Source organism: Rhizobacter sp. OV335, assembly GCF_900142965.1.
Lineage (GTDB): Bacteria > Pseudomonadota > Gammaproteobacteria > Burkholderiales > Burkholderiaceae_C > Rhizobacter.
In genome coordinates this window covers 353,939-371,052 of record NZ_FRCQ01000001.1, presented here as the reverse complement: position 1 = coordinate 371,052, position 17,114 = coordinate 353,939, and the positions used below count along the sequence as shown (strand labels likewise).

18 protein-coding genes are annotated in these 17,114 nt (G+C 70.0%); 16 read left to right on the top strand and 2 right to left on the bottom strand.

From position 1 onward, the window contains the following. Window positions 1-121 precede the first annotated feature (121 nt). The 12 genes from gspG to BUE42_RS01685 all read left to right on the top strand — a co-directional run bounded on the left by gspG (window position 122) and on the right by BUE42_RS01685 (window position 12,003). Window positions 122-559 (top strand): type II secretion system major pseudopilin GspG, encoded by a 438-nt coding sequence (gspG, locus tag BUE42_RS01740; RefSeq protein ID WP_073462360.1) that lies wholly within the window; start codon window positions 122-124, stop codon window positions 557-559. Continuing rightward, window positions 486-1,043, top strand: a complete 558-nt coding sequence (locus BUE42_RS01735; RefSeq protein ID WP_235002019.1) for a prepilin-type N-terminal cleavage/methylation domain-containing protein — start codon at window positions 486-488, stop codon at window positions 1,041-1,043. Before gspG ends, BUE42_RS01735 begins: the two co-directional genes overlap by 74 nt. Further along, window positions 1,040-1,417 (top strand): type II secretion system minor pseudopilin GspI, encoded by a 378-nt coding sequence (gene gspI / locus BUE42_RS01730; RefSeq protein WP_073462358.1) that lies wholly within the window; start codon window positions 1,040-1,042, stop codon window positions 1,415-1,417. Before BUE42_RS01735 ends, gspI begins: the two co-directional genes overlap by 4 nt. Continuing rightward, entirely contained in the window at window positions 1,417-2,070 is a 654-nt protein-coding gene (locus tag BUE42_RS01725; protein ID WP_073462357.1) for a prepilin-type N-terminal cleavage/methylation domain-containing protein, read from the top strand. Before gspI ends, BUE42_RS01725 begins: the two co-directional genes overlap by 1 nt. Then, on the top strand, window positions 2,067-3,041 hold the full coding sequence (gspK, locus tag BUE42_RS01720; RefSeq protein WP_073462356.1) for a type II secretion system minor pseudopilin GspK: 975 nt from the start codon (window positions 2,067-2,069) through the stop codon (window positions 3,039-3,041). Before BUE42_RS01725 ends, gspK begins: the two co-directional genes overlap by 4 nt. A 124-nt stretch (window positions 3,042-3,165) precedes the next feature. Beyond that, entirely contained in the window at window positions 3,166-4,434 is a 1,269-nt protein-coding gene (gene gspL, locus BUE42_RS01715) for a type II secretion system protein GspL (protein WP_073462407.1), read from the top strand. Then, window positions 4,431-4,973 (top strand): type II secretion system protein GspM, encoded by a 543-nt coding sequence (gene gspM, locus BUE42_RS01710; protein WP_235002017.1) that lies wholly within the window; start codon window positions 4,431-4,433, stop codon window positions 4,971-4,973. The genes gspL and gspM overlap by 4 nt, the downstream gene beginning before the upstream one ends. Continuing rightward, the gene (gene gspN, locus BUE42_RS01705) at window positions 4,973-5,893 is read left to right on the top strand and encodes a type II secretion system protein N (RefSeq protein ID WP_143171245.1); all 921 of its coding nucleotides are present in this window, start codon (window positions 4,973-4,975) and stop codon (window positions 5,891-5,893) included. The genes gspM and gspN overlap by 1 nt, the downstream gene beginning before the upstream one ends. Continuing rightward, window positions 5,890-8,121, top strand: a complete 2,232-nt coding sequence (gene gspD, locus BUE42_RS01700) for a type II secretion system secretin GspD (RefSeq protein WP_083613800.1) — start codon at window positions 5,890-5,892, stop codon at window positions 8,119-8,121. The genes gspN and gspD overlap by 4 nt, the downstream gene beginning before the upstream one ends. Window positions 8,122-8,125: 4 nt before the next feature. Further along, window positions 8,126-9,547: a type II secretion system ATPase GspE gene (gene gspE / locus BUE42_RS01695; protein WP_073462354.1), complete on the top strand. Its 1,422-nt coding sequence runs from the start codon at window positions 8,126-8,128 to the stop codon at window positions 9,545-9,547. 20 nt (window positions 9,548-9,567) lie between these two features. After that, entirely contained in the window at window positions 9,568-10,782 is a 1,215-nt protein-coding gene (gene gspF / locus BUE42_RS01690) for a type II secretion system inner membrane protein GspF (RefSeq protein ID WP_073462353.1), read from the top strand. A gap of 216 nt (window positions 10,783-10,998) precedes the next feature. Then, on the top strand, window positions 10,999-12,003 hold the full coding sequence (locus BUE42_RS01685) for an AAA family ATPase (RefSeq protein ID WP_073462352.1): 1,005 nt from the start codon (window positions 10,999-11,001) through the stop codon (window positions 12,001-12,003). A gap of 25 nt (window positions 12,004-12,028) precedes the next feature. On the opposite strand, the gene BUE42_RS01680 is transcribed toward BUE42_RS01685, so the two are convergent. Beyond that, entirely contained in the window at window positions 12,029-12,844 is an 816-nt protein-coding gene (locus BUE42_RS01680) for a MipA/OmpV family protein (protein ID WP_159445354.1), read from the bottom strand. 119 nt (window positions 12,845-12,963) lie between these two features. Here BUE42_RS01680 and BUE42_RS01675 point away from each other — a divergent pair, with 119 nt between their 5' ends. The 3 genes from BUE42_RS01675 (at window position 12,964) to BUE42_RS01665 (ending at window position 15,563) form a co-directional block, all read left to right on the top strand. Then, entirely contained in the window at window positions 12,964-13,635 is a 672-nt protein-coding gene (locus tag BUE42_RS01675; RefSeq protein ID WP_073462350.1) for a response regulator, read from the top strand. Further along, window positions 13,632-15,038, top strand: a complete 1,407-nt coding sequence (locus BUE42_RS01670) for a sensor histidine kinase (protein ID WP_073462349.1) — start codon at window positions 13,632-13,634, stop codon at window positions 15,036-15,038. The genes BUE42_RS01675 and BUE42_RS01670 overlap by 4 nt, the downstream gene beginning before the upstream one ends. Window positions 15,039-15,143: 105 nt before the next feature. After that, window positions 15,144-15,563: a globin family protein gene (locus BUE42_RS01665; RefSeq protein WP_073462348.1), complete on the top strand. Its 420-nt coding sequence runs from the start codon at window positions 15,144-15,146 to the stop codon at window positions 15,561-15,563. 7 nt (window positions 15,564-15,570) lie between these two features. Here the strand turns inward: BUE42_RS01665 and BUE42_RS01660 are convergent, their stop codons facing one another. After that, window positions 15,571-16,548 carry a LysR family transcriptional regulator gene (locus BUE42_RS01660; RefSeq protein WP_235002014.1) on the bottom strand — a complete coding sequence of 326 codons (978 nt, stop codon included), beginning with the start codon at window positions 16,546-16,548 and terminating at the stop codon, window positions 15,571-15,573. 66 nt (window positions 16,549-16,614) lie between these two features. Here BUE42_RS01660 and BUE42_RS01655 point away from each other — a divergent pair, with 66 nt between their 5' ends. Continuing rightward, window positions 16,615-17,103, top strand: a complete 489-nt coding sequence (locus BUE42_RS01655; protein WP_159445353.1) for a nuclear transport factor 2 family protein — start codon at window positions 16,615-16,617, stop codon at window positions 17,101-17,103. Window positions 17,104-17,114: the final 11 nt, after the last annotated feature.

Here is a 17,114-nt window from a genome sequence, read left to right as displayed (position 1 = left end):
AAAACACGATGGATCCGGCCACCAAGGCCCAGATTACGAAAGCCGACAATCTCGCAGTCATTCGACGATTATGATTGATCGTTCACCTCCGAACGGTAACGTGATTGTTGCTGACACTCCTATGACCCGAGCCTCTCTTCAAGCCCCGCGTCGCCATCGCGGCTTCACGCTGATCGAACTGATGGTCGTGCTGGTGATCATCGGCGTGCTGGCCGCGCTGATCGTCCCGAACGTGCTGGACCGCGCCGCCGAAGCGCGCGTCACCGCCGCCCGCACCGACGTCAACAACCTGATGCAGGCGCTCAAGCTCTACAAGCTCGACAACCAGCGCTACCCGTCCGGCGAGCAGGGCCTGCAGGCGCTGGTCGTCAAGCCGACCGCCGGCACCATCCCGCCGAACTGGAAGCCCTACCTCGACAAGCTGCCCAACGATCCGTGGGGCAAGCCGTATCAATACGCCAACCCGGGCGTGAAAGGCGAGATCGATGTCTACAGCCTCGGTGCCGATGGCCAGGTGGGCGGTGAAGGCAAAGACGCCGAAGTCGGCTCCTGGCAATGACCCGTGCGGCGGCCCGGTGATTGCGCGCCGGGCGCACGCGGGCGGCTTCACGCTGATCGAACTGCTGGTGGTGGTGACGCTGATCGCCATCGCGTCGGCGGTGGCGAGCCTGTCGATCCGCAATCCGGCCAGCACCCGGCTCGACCACGAAGCCGCGCGGCTGGTGGCGCTGCTCGAATCGGCGCGTGCCGCATCGCGCGCCTCGGGCATCCCGGTGACCTGGCTGCCGCGTGCCGCCGAGCCGAACGCCGCCGAAGGCTTCCGCTTCGTCGGCCTGCCGACCACCAACGACCTGCCGACCAAATGGCTGACGCCCGAAGTTTCCGCCGACATCGCCGGTGCCAAGGCCATCGTGCTCGGTCCTGAGCCGTTGATCGGCGCCCAGCGCATCGTGCTGCACCTCGACGACCAGAGCGTCGCGCTCGGCACCGACGGCCTCGGGCCCTTCGTGGTGCTCGACAACGAGCAGGTCGCGCAGCCATGACGACACGCTGCCGGCGTCCCGGCACCGCAGCCGGCTTCACACTGATCGAGGTGCTGGTGGCGCTGGCCATCATCGCGGTCACGCTCGGTGCCGGCATCAAGGCCGCCGGCGCGCTGACCAACAACACGCAGCGCCTGGTCGAGGTCACCGCGGCCCAGTGGTGCGCCGAAAACCAGCTCACCGGGCTGAAGCTCAGCCACACCTTCCCGAGCGTCGGCGATTCGGAGTTCAGCTGCGACCAGTTCGGCGCCAGCTACAAGGGCAAGCAGGCCACGCGGCCGACGCCGAACCCGAACTTCCGGCGCGTCGATGCGCAGATCTTCAACGAGGACGACCAGCCGGTGCTGACGCTCTCGACCATCCTGCCGCGCTGATGGACACCCGCCACCTGCCCCTGCCCCGCACCGGCGGCTTCACGCTGATCGAGGTGCTGGTCGCGATGACCATCATGGCGATCGTCGCGATCATGTCCTGGCAGGGCGTCGACGGCATCGTGCGGGCCCGCACCGCGAGCCAGCAGCGGCTCGAGCAGGTGCTGCGCGTCAGCAGCGTGCTCGCGCAGTGGGAACAAGACCTCGATTCCGCGCAGGACAGCGGCGTGCTGCCGAGCGCGATGGCCTTCGACGGCGCGTCGATGCGCGTCACGCGGCGCGTGCCCGGCGGCCTGCAGATGGTGGTGTGGTCGCTGCGCGGCGGTACCTGGCTGCGCTGGGCCGGCCCGGTCGTCACGACGGCGACCGAGCTGCAGCAGAACTGGATGTCGAGCCAGCAGTTCCTCGGCAGCGAGGTCGGCCAGCTGCGCACGCTGACGAACCTGACCGACTGGCAGGTGTATTACTACCGCGGCAATGCCTGGACCAATGCGCAGTCCAGCGCCGACCCGACGCAGGCGAATCCCGGCCAGCCGAACCCTCCCAGCGGCGTCACCACCCCGCTGCCGCAGGGCGTGCGGCTGGTGCTGAGCTTCGGCGAAGGCAGTGGCTTCGCCGGCAATGTCACGCGCGACGTGACGATCGGCCCCCAATGACGCGCCACCCCACCACCCCGGCATCCCTCCAGCGCGGCGCCGCGCTGCTGATGGCGATGATCATCGTCACGCTGATCGCGACGCTGGCGGTGTCGATGGTCTGGCAGCAATGGCGCGCGGTGCAGGTCGAGACCGCCGAACGCTCGCGCTCGCAGTCCGCCTGGATGCTGTCGGGCGCGCTCGACTGGTCGCGCATCATCCTGAAGGAAGACGCCAAGTCCGGCGGCTCCGACAACCTCGGCGAACCCTGGGCGGTGCCGCTCGAGGAAGCGCGGCTGTCCACCTTCCTGGCGGCCGACAAGGACAACACCGACGACGCGCCCGAAGCCTTCCTGTCCGGCGGCATCACCGATCTTCAGGCACGCTTCAACCTGACCAACCTGGTCGACAACGGCCAGCGCAGCGAGCCCGACCTGCTGGCACTGCGCCGGCTGTGCGAGCGTGCCAACGTCGCGGTGACGGTGGCCGACAACCTCGCGAAGGGCCTGCTGCTGGCGACGCCGCCGGTGCCCGGCGCCAGCGCCCCGGCCGGCGGCACCGCCAACGCGCCGCTGCTGCCGAAGCGCTTCGACCAGCTGACCTGGCTGGGCGTCGATGCCGCGGCGCTGGCCCGGCTCGAGCCCTACATCACCATCCTGCCGACGCGCACGCCGATCAACGCCAACACCGCCAGCAAGGAAGTGCTGGCCGCGGTGATCCCGGGCGTCGACCTGGGCACCGCCGAGCGCCTGGTGCAGGTGCGGCTGCGCACGCCGTTCAAGACACCGGCCGACATCAAGTCGCAGCTGCCCGGCACCGCCCCCGAGTTGAACCCGGCGCAGGTCGGCGTGAACACCAGCTACTTCGAGGTGCGCGGCCGGCTGCGCCTGACCGACCAGGTGCTCGAGCAGCGCTCGGTGGTGGAACGCCGCGGCACCACCGTCACCCCGTTGTCGCGGGAGCGCGTGAGTTCGATGGACAGCAGCAATTGACAAGCACTCGCAGCGCCGCCACGCTGTCGCAGGAACTACTACAACAAGACACCGTAAGTCGTTGATTTGTTAAGGTTTGCGCGCGCCGCATGCCTACAATGCCGCAGCCAACATCGCGCCCCCCATGAGCACACTCGTCATCCAGATCCCGCCCCGCCCCCGGATGCGCGCCAGCGCCCAGGGCCCGGCCGGCGTGGACGGCGCGGGCATCGAGTACGTCTACGCGATGTCGCCGGACGGCCTCTCGATGGCCACCCAGGGCCGCTGCGCCGCGTCGCTGCTGCCGAAGGCGAACGTCGTCGTCGCCGTGCTGGCCGACACCGACGTCAGCTGGCACCGCATCACGCTGCCGAAGGCCCCTGCCGCGCGGCTGCGCGCCGCCCTCACCGGCGTGCTCGAAGAAGCCCTGCTCGACGACGCCGAAGGCGTGCACCTGGCCGTCGCGCCCGAGGCCGTCGCCGGCCAGCCGACCTGGATCGCGGCGGTCGACCGCCTGTGGCTCACCGGCGAACTGGCCGCGCTCGAAAAAGCGCAGGTCTTCGTCGACCGCCTCGTGCCGGTGGCCTGGCCCGACGATCCGCCGACCGGGCACTTCGCCGAGAGCGGTGCCGACCCGCAGGGCGCCCGCGGCGCCGAAGCCATCACGCTGAGCTGGGCGCACCACGACGGTGTCGTGCTCGTCGGCCTGCAAGGCACGCTCGCGCGGGCGCTGCTGCCGCTGCCGCTGCCCGACGGCGCCCGCTGGAGCGCCACCCCGGCCGCCGCGACCGCCGCCGAGCGCTGGCTCGGCAACCCGGTCACCGTGATGTCGCCGGCGCAGCGCGCGCTGCAGGCCTCACGCTCGCTGTGGAACCTGCGCCAGTTCTCGCTCGCCCGCAAGAACCGCGGCACCCGCGCGATGCGCGACAGCTGGCGCAAGTTCCTGACGCCCGCGTGGCGGCCGCTGCGCTACGGGCTGATCACGCTCGTCGTCGTGCAGCTGCTCGGCCTGAACCTGTGGGCCGCGCACCAGAGCTCGGCGATCTCGGCGCGCCGGCAGGCGATGGTCACGGTGGTGCAGACCGCCTACCCGCAGGTGCGCGCCGTGCTCGATGCGCCGGCCCAGATGCAGCGCGAGACCGACACCCTGCGGGCCGCTGCCGGCCGCCCTGGAGAAACCGATTTCGAACCGATGCTGCAGGCCGCCGCCGCCGCGTGGCCGCCCGATCGCCCGCCGGTCGAGACGCTGAAGTACGAGCCCGGCAAGCTGACGCTCGCGGCCGCCGGCTGGAGCCCGCCGCAGATCGACCAGTTCCGCAACCAGTTGACCCCCGCCGGCTGGCAGGTCGAGTCGGTCGATGGCCGACTGACCATCAGCCGCGCGCCCACCACGACGCCAGGACGCCCGCTGTGAGTACTGCCCGCAACGCCCGCCCTTCCCGTCCGTCGCGCCTGGCATTGCCGGCGCCGCTGGCCGCCATCCGCACCCAGTTGCTCACGGTGTGGAGCGGCCTCGCCCCGCGCGAGCGCATGGGCGCCGGCGCCGCATTGATCTGCGTCGGCATCCTGATCGTCTGGATGATCGCGGTCGCGCCGGCCTTGCGCGTCCTGCGCGAGGCCCCGCCCACGCTCGATGCGCTCGACGCCCAGCTGCAATCGATGCAGCGCCTGGCCGGCGAGGTGCGCGAGCTGCGCGGCGTCGCGCCGGTGTCGCCGCAGCAGGCGGCCGAGGCGCTCAAGTCCGCCACCGACCGGCTCGGCGACAGGGGCAAGATCTCGGTGCAAGGCGACCGCGCGACGCTGACGCTCACCGGCGTCTCCGGCGAGAAGCTGCGCTCCTGGCTCGGCGAAGCCCGCAGCGGCGCCCGCGCGCGGCCGGTCGATGCGCAGCTGACGCGCGGCCCGCAGGGCTACGCCGGCACGATCCTCGTCAGCTTCGGGGGGGGCGCCTGATGGCCACCCGCCCGTTCCTGCGCCCGCTCGGGCGCAACGTGCCCAAGCGGGTCGGCAAGCGGCGTTTCGCGGCCAGCCTGAGCCCGTCGGCCTGGCAGGAATCCACCTTCGCCGAGCTGGCCTGGGACCAGTCGCGCGGCGCCGCCACGCGCTGGGGCATCGCCGGCACCGTGCTCGGCCTGCTGTTCGGCCTGGTCGCCTTCGCACCGGCGAGCTGGCTGGCCGGCGCGATCGAATCGGCCTCGGGCCAGCGCGTGCTGCTGGCCGATGCGCGCGGCACCGTGTGGTCGGGCAGCGCAGTCGTCGTGCTGACCGGCGGCCCGGGCAGCCGCGATGCCGCGGCGCTGCCGGGCCGGCTCGACTGGTCCCTCGGCCTGCGCGGCCTCGGCTTCGAGCTGGTCGCGCGCCAGGCTTGCTGCCTGAACGGCAACGTCGCGCTGCAGATCAAGCCCGGCTTCGGCCGGATGTCGCTGACGCTGATGCCGCAGCCGGGCTGGACCGGCCAGTGGCCGGGCGCACTGCTCGGCGGCCTGGGCACGCCGTGGAACACCTTGCAACTCGGCGGCGCGCTGCGCCTGGTGTCGCCGGGGCTGACGATGGAATGGGTGCAGGGCCGCTGGCTGCTGAACGGCCGGGCCGACGTCGAGCTGATCGGCGCCGCGTCGCGCGTGTCGACGCTGGAAACGCTGGGCAGCTACCGGCTATCGCTGACCGGCAACCCGGGCGGCGGCCCGTCGCAGCTGAGCCTGACGACGCTCGACGGCGCCCTGCAACTCTCGGGCAACGGCAGCGTGGGCGCCAATGGCGTGCGCTTTCGCGGCGAGGCCCGTGCCAACAGCGGCGACGAAGCCGCACTGAGCAACCTGCTGAACATCATCGGGCGGCGCAACGGCGCCGTGTCCGTCATTTCGATCGGATGAGCATGAAAAAGCGCCACCTCCCTCTGCTCCAGCCGCGACGCCCGCTCGTCGGCGCGCTGGTCGCCGCGCTGTTGACCACGAACCTCGGCACCTTCCCGGCCGTGATGGCCCAGCAACCGGCATCGCCGGTGCCGTCGCGCTTCAAGGGCGAACCGGTCACCCTCAACTTCGTCAATGCCGACATCGAAGGCGTGTCGCGCGCGATGGGCGCCATCCTGAAGCAGCAGTTCGTCGTCGACCCGCGCGTCAAGGGCACGATCACGCTGTTCAGCGAAGAGCCGATGACGCCGCGCGAGGCCTACCTGAACTACCTGGCCGCGCTGCGCGGCCTGGGCTTCACGGTGGTCGAGGTCGGCGGCCTGTTCAAGGTCGTGCCGGAAGCCGATGCGAAGCTGCAATCGGGCACCGTCTCGGTCGGCTCGGTGTCACGCCAGGGCGACCAGGTGCTGACGCAGATCTTCAAGCTCAGCCACGAGAACGCAAACAACCTGGTGCCGGTGCTGCGCCCGCTGATCAGCCCGAACAACACCATCAACGCGAACCCCGGCAACAACACGCTGGTGATCACCGACTACGCCGACAACCTGACGCGCATCGCGAAGATCATCGCCGCGATGGACACGCCGAGCTCCGGAGACGTCGAGATCATCCCGCTGAAGTACGCGGTGGCCACCGACCTCGCGACCGTCGTGCAGCGGTTGAGCGATGGCGGCAGCGGCGTGCAGGGCGGCGTGCCCGGCGGCGGCGCGACCTCGTCGATCCTGGTCGATGCGCGCAGCAACGCGCTGATCGTGCGCGCCTCGACGCCGGCGCGCATGGCCAACATCAGGGCGGTGATCGACAAGCTCGACAAGCCGATGGTCGGCGACAACCCGATGGGCAACATCTACGTCGTCTACCTGAAGAACGGCGATGCGGTGAAGCTGGCCACGGTGCTGCGCGCCGCGTTCAGCTCGACCGGCGGCGGTGGCGGCGGGGGTGGCAGCTCGCCGACGGCCGCGCTGTCGCAGGCGGCCAACCCGAACAACCAGCAGGGCGGCGGGCAGGCAGTGGCACCGCTCACCCCGTCGGCCGCACCGTCGACCGGCGGCATGATCCAGGCCGACCCGGCCAGCAACTCGCTGATCATCACGGCGCCGGAGCCGGTCTACAAGCAGCTGCGCGCGGTCATCGACCAGCTCGATTCGCGCCGTGCGCAGGTCTACATCGAAAGCATGATCGTCGAGGTGACCGGCGACAACGCCGCCGAGGCCGGCTTCCAGTGGCAGGGCCTGATCGGCAAGAGCGGCGACTCCACCGGCGTCGTCGGCGGCACCAACTTCACGCCGAAGAGCGGCAAGGGCAACCTGGTCCAGATCGATGCGACCGGCGTGACCGCCGGGCTCGGCGAAGGCTTCAACATCGGCGTGATCCGCAAGTTCGCCGGCCAGTACGGCCTGGCGGCGATCGCCAACCTGCTGCAGAGCCAGACCAACAGCAACATCATCTCGACCCCGAACCTGATCACGCTCGACAACGAAGAAGCGAAGATCATCGTCGGCAGCAACGTGCCGTTCATCACCGGCCAGTTCACCAACACCGGCACCGCCACCACCAGCCCGTTCCAGACGGTGGAGCGCAAGGACGTCGGCATCACGCTGAAGATCAAGCCGCAGATCGGCGAGAACGGCGCGGTGCGCATGACGATCTTCCAGGAATCGTCCAGCCTGTCGGACAAGGTCGCGCCCGGCACGACCAGCGCCGGCCCGTCGACCAACAAGCGCTCGATCGAATCGACCGTGGTCGTCGACGACGGCGAGATCATCGTGCTCGGCGGCCTGATCGAGGACCGCTTCACCGAGACCAACAACAAGGTGCCGCTGCTCGGCGACATCCCGGTGCTGGGCGCGCTGTTCCGCAGCACCAGCCGCCAGAAGACGCGCACCAACCTGATGGTGTTCCTGCGCCCGATCGTGATGCGCGACGCGGCGACCTCGAACTCGGTCTCGCTGGACCGCTACGAGACGATCCGCGCGCAGCAGAAGGCCGAGCAGCCGCGCAACAGCTGGATCACGCCGATCAACGAATCGCCGGTGCTGCCGCCGCTGAACACGCTGCAGGATTCGTCGAAGGCGCTGAGCGCCCCGCCGCCCAAGCCGATCCGCAACCCGGCGCTGCCGGCAGCGCCGGCGTCAGGCGCCTCGGCCCCCGATCCGGCCGATCCCGCCGCCAGCCAGCCGGGGCAATAGCACCATGGGCTCACGTCACCCCCTGCCCTACGCCTACGCGAAGGCGCACACGCTGCTGCTCGAAGACGACGGCGAGCGCCTGGTGCTGTGGGCGCCCGAGACGGTGTCGATGCCGGCGCTCAGCGAGGTGCTGCGGCTGTACTCGATCGACGCGCTGGAACGCGAGCCGTCGTCGACGCTGGTCAACCGCATCGCCGCCGCCTATGCCGGCGCCGAATCGAGCGCCGCCGTCGTGATCGGCGAGGTCGAGAGCAAGGTCGACCTGAGCCGGATGATGCAGGACCTGCCGGCCATCGAGGACTTGCTGGAGGCCTCGAACGACGCGCCGATCATCCGCATGCTGAACGCGCTGCTGACGCAGGCCGCGAAAGACGGCGCGAGCGACATCCACATCGAGCCCTACGAGCGTTCGAGCTCGGTGCGCTTCCGGGTCGACGGCACGCTGCGCGAGGTGGTGCAGCCGAACAAGGCGCTGCACGCGGCGCTGATCTCGCGGCTGAAGATCATGGCCGAGCTCGACATCGCCGAGAAGCGGCTGCCGCAGGACGGCCGCATCTCGCTGCGCATCGGCGGCCGCGCGGTCGACGTGCGGGTGTCCACGCTGCCGTCCTCGCACGGCGAGCGCGCGGTGCTGCGCCTGCTCGACAAGGGCGAATCCAAGTTCACGCTCGAAGGCCTGGGCATGGGCGGCGACACGCTCCAGCGCTTCGACAAGCTGGTGCAGCAGCCGCACGGCATCGTGCTGGTGACCGGCCCGACCGGCTCGGGCAAGACCACCACGCTGTATGCCTCGCTCGGCCGCGTCGACACCGCCACCACCAACGTGCTGACGGTCGAGGACCCGGTGGAATACGAGCTCGGCGGCATCGGCCAGACCCAGGTCAACGCCAAGATCGACCTGACCTTCGCGAAGGCGCTGCGCGCGATCCTGCGGCAGGATCCGGACGTCATCATGATCGGCGAGATCCGCGACTTCGAGACCGCGCAGATCGCGGTGCAGGCCTCGCTGACGGGCCACCTGGTGCTCGCCACGCTGCACACCAACGACGCGCCGAGCGCGGTGACCCGGCTCACCGACATGGGCATCGAGCCCTTCCTGCTGAGCTCCAGCCTGCTGGGCGTGCTGGCGCAGCGGCTGGTGCGCAAGCTCTGCTCGCACTGCAAGAAGCAGGACGCCAAGGGCCGCTGGCACCCGGTGGGTTGCAGCGAATGCGGCAACTCCGGCTACAAGGGCCGCACCGGCGTCTATGAGCTGATGGTGGCCGACGACAAGGTGCGCGCGCTGATCCACAGCCGCGCGGCGGAGTCGCAGGTGTTCGTCGCCGCCGAAGCCGGCGGCATGCGCTCGATGCGCGAAGACGGCGAGCGGCTGGTGCGTGAAGGCGTGACCTCGCTCGAAGAGGTCATGCGGGTCACCAAAGAGTAAGCAGAACAGAGCACGCCACGATGCCCGCCTACAAGTTCGAGGCGATCGACGCCGCCGGCAAGACCAGCAACGGCCTGCTGGAGGCCGACAACGCGAAGGCCGCGCGCGCGCAACTGCGTGCGCAGGCGCTGGTGCCGCTGGAGGTGACGCAGGTGGCGTCGGCCGGCACGCAGCCGACCGGCCTGAAGATGGTGCGCCGCGTGTTCAGCTCGACCGGGCTCGCGGTGTGGACGCGCCAGCTGGCCGGGCTGGTGGGATCGGGGCTGCCGCTGGAGCGCGCGTTGACGGCGCTGAGCGACGAGGCCGAAGACCCGAAGCAGCGCGAGCTGATCGCCCACCTGCGCAGCGAGGTCAACGGCGGCTCGCCGTTCGCCCGCGCGCTGAGCGGTGCGCCGCGCGAGTTCGACGACGTGTACCGCGCGGTGGTCGGTGCCGGCGAGCAGAGCGGCGCGCTGGGCCGCGTGCTGGAGCGGCTGGCCGACGACCTGGAAGAGCGGCAGCAGCTCAAGTCGAAGATCATCGGCGCGACGCTGTACCCGGCGATCGTCTCGCTGATCGCGGTGGTGATCGTGGTCTTCCTGGTGACCTACGTGGTGCCGCAGGTGGCCTCGGTATTCATCAGCTCGAAGCGCGCGCTGCCGGGGCTGACGGTCGCGATGCTCGCGATCAGCGCCTTCCTGCGCAGCTGGGGCTGGCTGCTGCTGATCGCCATCGCCGGTGGCGTCGTCACGCTGCGGCTGATGCTGCGCAACGCGCTGTTCCGCGAGCAGTTCGACGCGAGCTGGCTGACGCTGCCGCTGATCGGCAAGCTCTCGCGCGGCTACAACGCGGCGCGCTTCGCCGGCACGATGGCGATGCTGGCGAACGCCGGCGTGCCGATCCTGAAGGCGCTGCAGGCGGCGGCCGAGACGCTGTCGAACCACGCGATGCGCGCCGATGCGATGGACGCGCTGGTGCAGGTGCGCGAAGGCGCGCCGTTCGCGTCGGCGATGGCGGCCAAGAAGCGCTTCCCCGGAATCCTGTCGATGTTCGCGCGGCTGGGCGAGCAGACCGGGCAATTGCCGCAGATGCTCGACCGGGCCGCCAAGCAGCTCGGCCAGGAAGTGCAGCGCCGCGCGATGGCGATGGCGACCATCCTGGAGCCGCTGCTGATCGTCGCGATGGGCGCGGCGGTGTTGCTGATCGTGCTGGCGGTGCTGCTGCCGATCATTCAGCTCAATACCTGGGTGAAATAGAGCCCCCACGTCGCTGCGCTCCTGCCCCCCGAGGGGGCGCCACCCAAGGGGCCTGGCAAAGCCAGTTCCCCGGGTGTTGCTTGATCACGCTCTGGCATGCGTCATGCATGCTCGCACCACCAGAACTGGGTGGTGTTCCGGGTTTTCATCGAGTGCTGACTTCCGGACACCTTTGCTTCAATGAACGCCACGGTCTGCGTCTTCTGGAGGTCTTCGATGAGCGCATCCAAGCAGTTGGTCCCGGTGTCGTCATCCTCGCGAGGCGGCATCCCGATTGCCCGCATGCGCAGCCTCTACCGGGTCGACGAGGTCGGCCGCAAACTCGACAAGCTGCCGCACAAGGAGCACGAAAGCCTGCGCTCCACCTACGAGCGCATGCTCGAGAAAGGGCCGGAGCGTTTCCAGGTGAAACCGTCCGGCCTGCCGGCGATGGAGCACCTCTACGACGAGCTGCCCAACTTCACCGAGGTGCTCGACGACGTGAAACGCCAGCTCGCGCTGTGCGAAGACAGCCGCGATGCGCTCGAGATCACCCCGCTGCTGCTGCTCGGCCCGCCCGGCGTCGGCAAGACGCATTTCGCGCGCGAACTCTCGCAGCTGCTCGGCACCGGCATGGGCTTCATGTCGATGAGCTCGATGACCGCCGGCTGGGTGCTGAGCGGCGCCTCCAGCCAGTGGAAGGGCGCGCGCCCCGGCAAGCTGTTCGAAACGCTGGTCGACGGCCAGTACGCGAACCCGGTGATGGTGGTCGACGAGATCGACAAGGCCGGCGGCGAACACGCCTACGACCCGCTGGGCGCGCTCTACAGCCTGCTCGAGCACGACACCGCCGGCAGCTTCGTTGACGAATTCGCCGAGGTGCCGATCGACGCCAGCCAGGTGATCTGGGTCGCTACCGCGAACGACGGCCGCGCCATCCCCGACCCGATCCTGAACCGCATGAACGTCTACGAAGTGCAGGCGCCCGACCGCGATGCCGCCCGCCGCATCGCCGCGCGCCTGTACGACGGCATCCGCCGCGACCACGCCTGGGGCGAGCGCTTCGAGGCCGAGCCGCGCTCCGAAGTGCTCGACCGGATGGGCGAAATGGCGCCGCGCGAGATGCGCCGCGCGTGGATGACCGCGTTCGGCAACGCGAAGCTCGCGCACCGCGACCACGTGGTGAGCGACGACCTGCCCGAATCCGGCGGCAGGAAGTCGACGATCGGCTTCATGCAATAGCGCCGCCGCGTTCAGAAAAAGAAACTCAGAACAGGTAGGCCAGCCCGAGGTAGCCGCTCGCGCCGGTCTTCTTCGCGACGATCGGGCTGTTCTTCGCATCGCCGCCCAGCGCGCTGACGCCAGCCGAGGCGCGCAGCTTCAACGTGGGCTGCAGCGTGTATTCCGCCCCGACGCCGAGGTCGGCCTTGTGCAAGCCGGCCTTCGGCGTGTAGACCGCGTAGCCGCTGGCCGCCGATTGCTCCGGCGTCACGCCGAAGTAGGCCTGCAGGTAGCGCTGGTCGGCCCAGCTGGCGCCGGCATTGAAACTCAGCACGAACGCATCGGTCACCGGCAGCGGCCACGACAGGCCGAGATCGACCTGTGCGCCGCGGTGGCCGCGGTCGCCCAGCGACTTGCGGTAGCTCAACCCCAGCGGCCCGTAGCCCGCCGTCACGCCGGCTTCGGCGCTGGCGCGCACCTCGCCCATGCCGCGCAGTCGGTCGTCGCCCGGCGCGGGGCCCAGGCCGGTCACGTCATGGTCCTTGCGGCCGGGGTCGGCGGTCAGCAGCAGGCCGGCGCGCCATGCGTCCTGCTCGAAGAAGGTCCAGCCGAGGCCGGTGTGGTCAAGGTCGACGTGGCCCCAGTCCGCCGTGCGGTAGCTGAGCGACAGGTCGGGCGCGGCGAGCGTGCGGCGGTTCGGGCTGCCCTCGTAGCGGGGCATCGTCGCCACCCCCAGGCTCACGCTGCCGCTCAGGCCGAGCGGAGGGGCCGGCGGCGTCTGCGACTGGGCGCACGAGGGCAGGGTTGTCGCAACGAGGGCGGCGGCCAGCAAGGACGGTCGGAACAGGGTGCGGACGATCAAGGAGTTCGGCATGGGTGACTGGGGTGGCATGGGATGGCGGCACTGTGCCCGCCGCCAGCTTAGGGAATGCCCAGGGTCGCCCCACTAGACTCGGCGCCGACCCCATCCGGATCCGCACCATGCACCTCCTCCTCGTCGAAGACGACCTCGAACTGGGCGCCGAACTGCAGCGCGCACTCGCCGGCCACGGGCTGACCAGCGAATGGGTGCGCAGCGTGGCGCATGCCCAGGCCTTGACGAGCAGCGCCGACGAAGACGCGCTGCCCTTCGCCTGCGTGCTGCTCGACCTGGGCCTGCCCGACGGCGAAGGCCTGCAGCTGCTGCAGCGCTGGCGCCGCGCCGGGCTGAAGCTGCCGGTCATCGTGCTGACGGCGCGCGATGCGCTCGATGCGCGCGTGTCCAGCCTCGACGCCGGTGCCGACGACTACGTGATCAAGCCCGCCGCGCCAGAGGAACTGGCCTCGCGCATCCGCGCCGTCACGCGGCGCAGCGGCGGGCACGCGTCGGCGGTGTGGACGGTCGGTGCGCTGCAGATCGACAGCCTGCGCCGCGAGGTGCGCGTGGACGGCGCGCTGACCGCCTTGTCGCCGAAGGAGTTCCAGATCGTCGCCGAGCTGGCCCGGCATGCCGGCGAGGTGGTGTCCAAGCACCGCCTCGCCCGCGCGGTGATGCCGTTGAACGAGCCGATGGAGTTCGGCGCGCTCGAATGGCACATCCACAACCTGCGCCGCAAGCTCGGCGAGGGCTGCATCCGCACCGTGCGCGGTGTCGGCTACAGCGTCGTCGAATGATGCGCCGCCTGACCACGCCGTCGATCACGCGGCGGCTGATGGTGGCGCTGCTGGGTGCCTATGTGCTGGCCTGGGGCGCGATGGTGGTGCTGGCGGTGGCCACCGCCTCCGTCGAGTTCGACAAGGAGATGCGCAGCGTCAGCGAGGTGGTCGAGCAGGTGCTGACCGACGCGGCGCTGCCGCCCGACGCGGCGCTGCATGGCGTCGCGCTGAAGATCGCCGCCGATGGGCAAAGGGTCGGCGCCGAGCGCGGTTACCTGGCGTTCCGGGTGCACGACGCCGCCGGCCGGCTGCTCGCGCAGGGTGGCAGCGACGTGCCGGCACTGGCCGACGATGGCCGCCTGGGCTTCTTCATGGTCGGCGAGGGGCAGGCGGCGCAACACGTGTACCGGCGCTGGACCGCTGACCGCGCGCGCCGCATCGACGTTCAGCAATCGGTCGCGGCGCGCGACCGGGTGCTGGGCGTGGGGCTGTCGAGCGCGGTCACGGTGGCGCAGCTGCTGATCGGCTTTCCGGTGCTGCTGCTGCCGGTGTGGCTGGCGGTGCGAACCGGCCTGCGCCCGCTGCTGAGCCTGTCGCAGGACCTGGCCGCGCGCTCGCCGGCCGACCTGCAGCCGGTGCGGGTCGCGCAGCCCTACCGCGAGCTGCGGCCGGTGGTCGACGAACTGAACGGCACGCTGGCGCGCCTGCAAGCGCTGCTGCAGCGCGAGCGCGCCTTCCTGGCCGATGCGGCGCACGAGCTGCGCACGCCGCTGGCGGTGATCGCGGCGCAGTGCGACACGCTGAAGCGCAGCCGCGATGCCGACGAGCGCGACGCCGCGGCGCAGCGGCTGGAGCGCGGCCTCGCGCGCTCGATGCGGCTGGTGAACCAGCTGCTCGCGCTGGCGCGGCTGGAGGCCGGCGTCGAGCACCGGATGGAGCGCATCGACCTGGCCGACGTGGCGCGCGATTGCCTGGCGATGCATGCCGACGAGGCGCAGGCGCGCGGCATCGAACTCGGCTACGCCGGGCCCGACAGCCTGCCGATCGACAGCCCCGGTCATGCGGTCGAGACGGTGCTGCACAACCTGATCGGCAACGCGATCCGCTACGGTCGACCCGAGGGCCGGGTGGAGGTGAGCTTGATGCTGCGCGACGACGGCGACTGCGTGCTCGACGTGAGTGACGACGGCCCCGGCATCGCGGTGGCCGACCGTGCCCATGTGTTCGAGCGCTTCCGGCGCGGCACCGCATCGGCCGCGGCGGCCTCGGGATCGGGATCGGGCCTGGGCCTGGCGATCGTGCAGGCGGCGACGCAGCAGATGGGCGCACTCATCGAGCTGAAGGACGGCCTGCGAGACGGCACGGGCGGCCCCGGCCTGTCGGTCACGCTGCGATGGCGCGCCATGCCGGTGGCTGGCTGAGTCCAGGCCGGGCAACCAACGAAACACGCAGGAGCCGGCGTCGAAACGGCATCGAATCAATCGGTCGCCATCCTTGCGTGCCAGACATCGCAAGGAATCCACCGAATGACCCCGCACGACATCCACCTGATCCGCCACAGCTTCAACCTGGTGCAGCCGCACGCCGCCGACACCGCGCAGCGCTTCTACGAGAACCTGTTCGCCGCCGACCCCGGCCTGCGCGAACTCTTTCGCACCGACATCCGCCACCAGGGCGAGCGCCTGATGACGATGCTGGCCGCGGCGATCCGCGTGCTCGACGATCCGTTCACGCTGCATGCCGCACTGCGCCTGCTCGGCCGCCGCCATGCCGGCTACGGCGTGCACGCCGAGCACTACGCGACCGTGGGCGCCGCGCTGATCAGGACACTGCGCGAAGGCCTCGGCGACGCGTTCACGCCCGAGGTGCACGACGCGTGGGTGGCGATGTATGGCATCGTGTCGCGCACGATGATCGAGGCGGCGCGCGAGGGCGCGGTGGCCTGACCCCTCTTCAGTCGCCCGCGAGTGGCGGTCGGGCGCGGAGGAACGCGATGAGCTTGTCGACGCGCTCCGGCACGAGGTGTCGCTCTCGCCGCAAGAAGCTGATGGGCGCAGCAGCCGCTCTCCAATCGCTCAACAGTTCCACCAATTGCCCCGCTTCGAGGGCGCCGGCGACCAGCCACAACGGCGCGGCGATCAGGCCGGCCCCTTGAATCCCGGCCAGCGCGGCGGCCGCTCCGTCGTCGAAGACCATCGCGGGCTCGGGCACCAGGCGGATTTCCTCGGCGTCGGCTCCCGGCCGGCAGAACGTCCACGCTCGAACCTGCCCGGTGTGCTGGTTCCTGAACCCGATCACCCGATGCTGACCGATGTCTTCGGGGCACGATGGAAGCGGCTTTCCGCTGAGGTACTGCGGTGCGGCGCAGACCACCCAGGGGAACTTGAACCAGAGGGATTGGAGATGCCCTGGAAGGTCGGACAGCGACCCGCTGCGGATGGCCAGGTCGACGCCATCCCTGGCGAGGTCGACGAGTTCGTTCGTGGCGCGAAGATCGATCCGGACGGTCGGGTGCTCGCGGCCGAAATCCGCCAGCAACGGCGTCAGGACCTCGCGTGCAAAGGCCACCGCCGCGGTGATCCGGATCCAGCCCGACGTACCGTCCTGATGGCGCGCCCCCGCCGATTTGCTGAAGACGCTGGCCGCGCGCACCGCCTCGCGCGCCGCACCCACCAGCCGCTCGCCGTCCTGGCTCAATGACAGTGCATGCGTGGACCGATGAAAGAGCTTGACGCCGCTGGTCTGTTCCAGCCTCGTGATGGCCTTGGACATGCTCGCCGGGGACATGCCCAATTGACGGGCTGCTTCCGTCAGCGAGCGGAAATCGACGACCGCGACGAAGCACCGAAGCTGGGAGAGGGAGAGTTCGCTGTCAAGCATGCGGTTCAGGCGAGCTTCGCATGGCCCGAAAGGCAACTTTGCCTTGCCCATCGTGCGGGTTCCCGTGCCCCCGGGCGCCGGGCAGACTTTGCGCATGCCTTGTCAATGGAGATCCGCATGTCAGTCCTGATGCAACGACGAAAAGTAATGGCCATCTCTTTGCTTCTCCTTTCCAGTGGTGGTTCGCCGGCGCTTTCACTCGCCGCGCAAGCCATTCCCGGAGGTCCATCCGCGAAGTCGGATCCGCGCGCGCGGACCTACGAAACCTATCTTTCCGCGTGGGCGCCGATCGACGACAGCAGGCGACTCGCACTGCTGCGCGACAGTCTTTCGGAAGACGTCGTCTTCACCAACCCGCTTCAAACACGCCGCGGAATTGCAGAGGTGATCGCCCATCTCGAAGTGTTCCAGAAGCGCAGCCCGGGCGGGCTGTTCCGGATGAACGAAATGCTGGGCTGGGAGAACCACGGCTTGGCGACCTGGCAATTCGTCGATGCCAAGGGCGAGGCCGGCTTCTGGGGGTACGACGTCGTCGAATTCGACGCCGCAGGCCGCATGCGCACGATCCTCCTCTTCGGACACTCGGAGAAGACGATCCTGAAGTAAGGGGGCGCCAA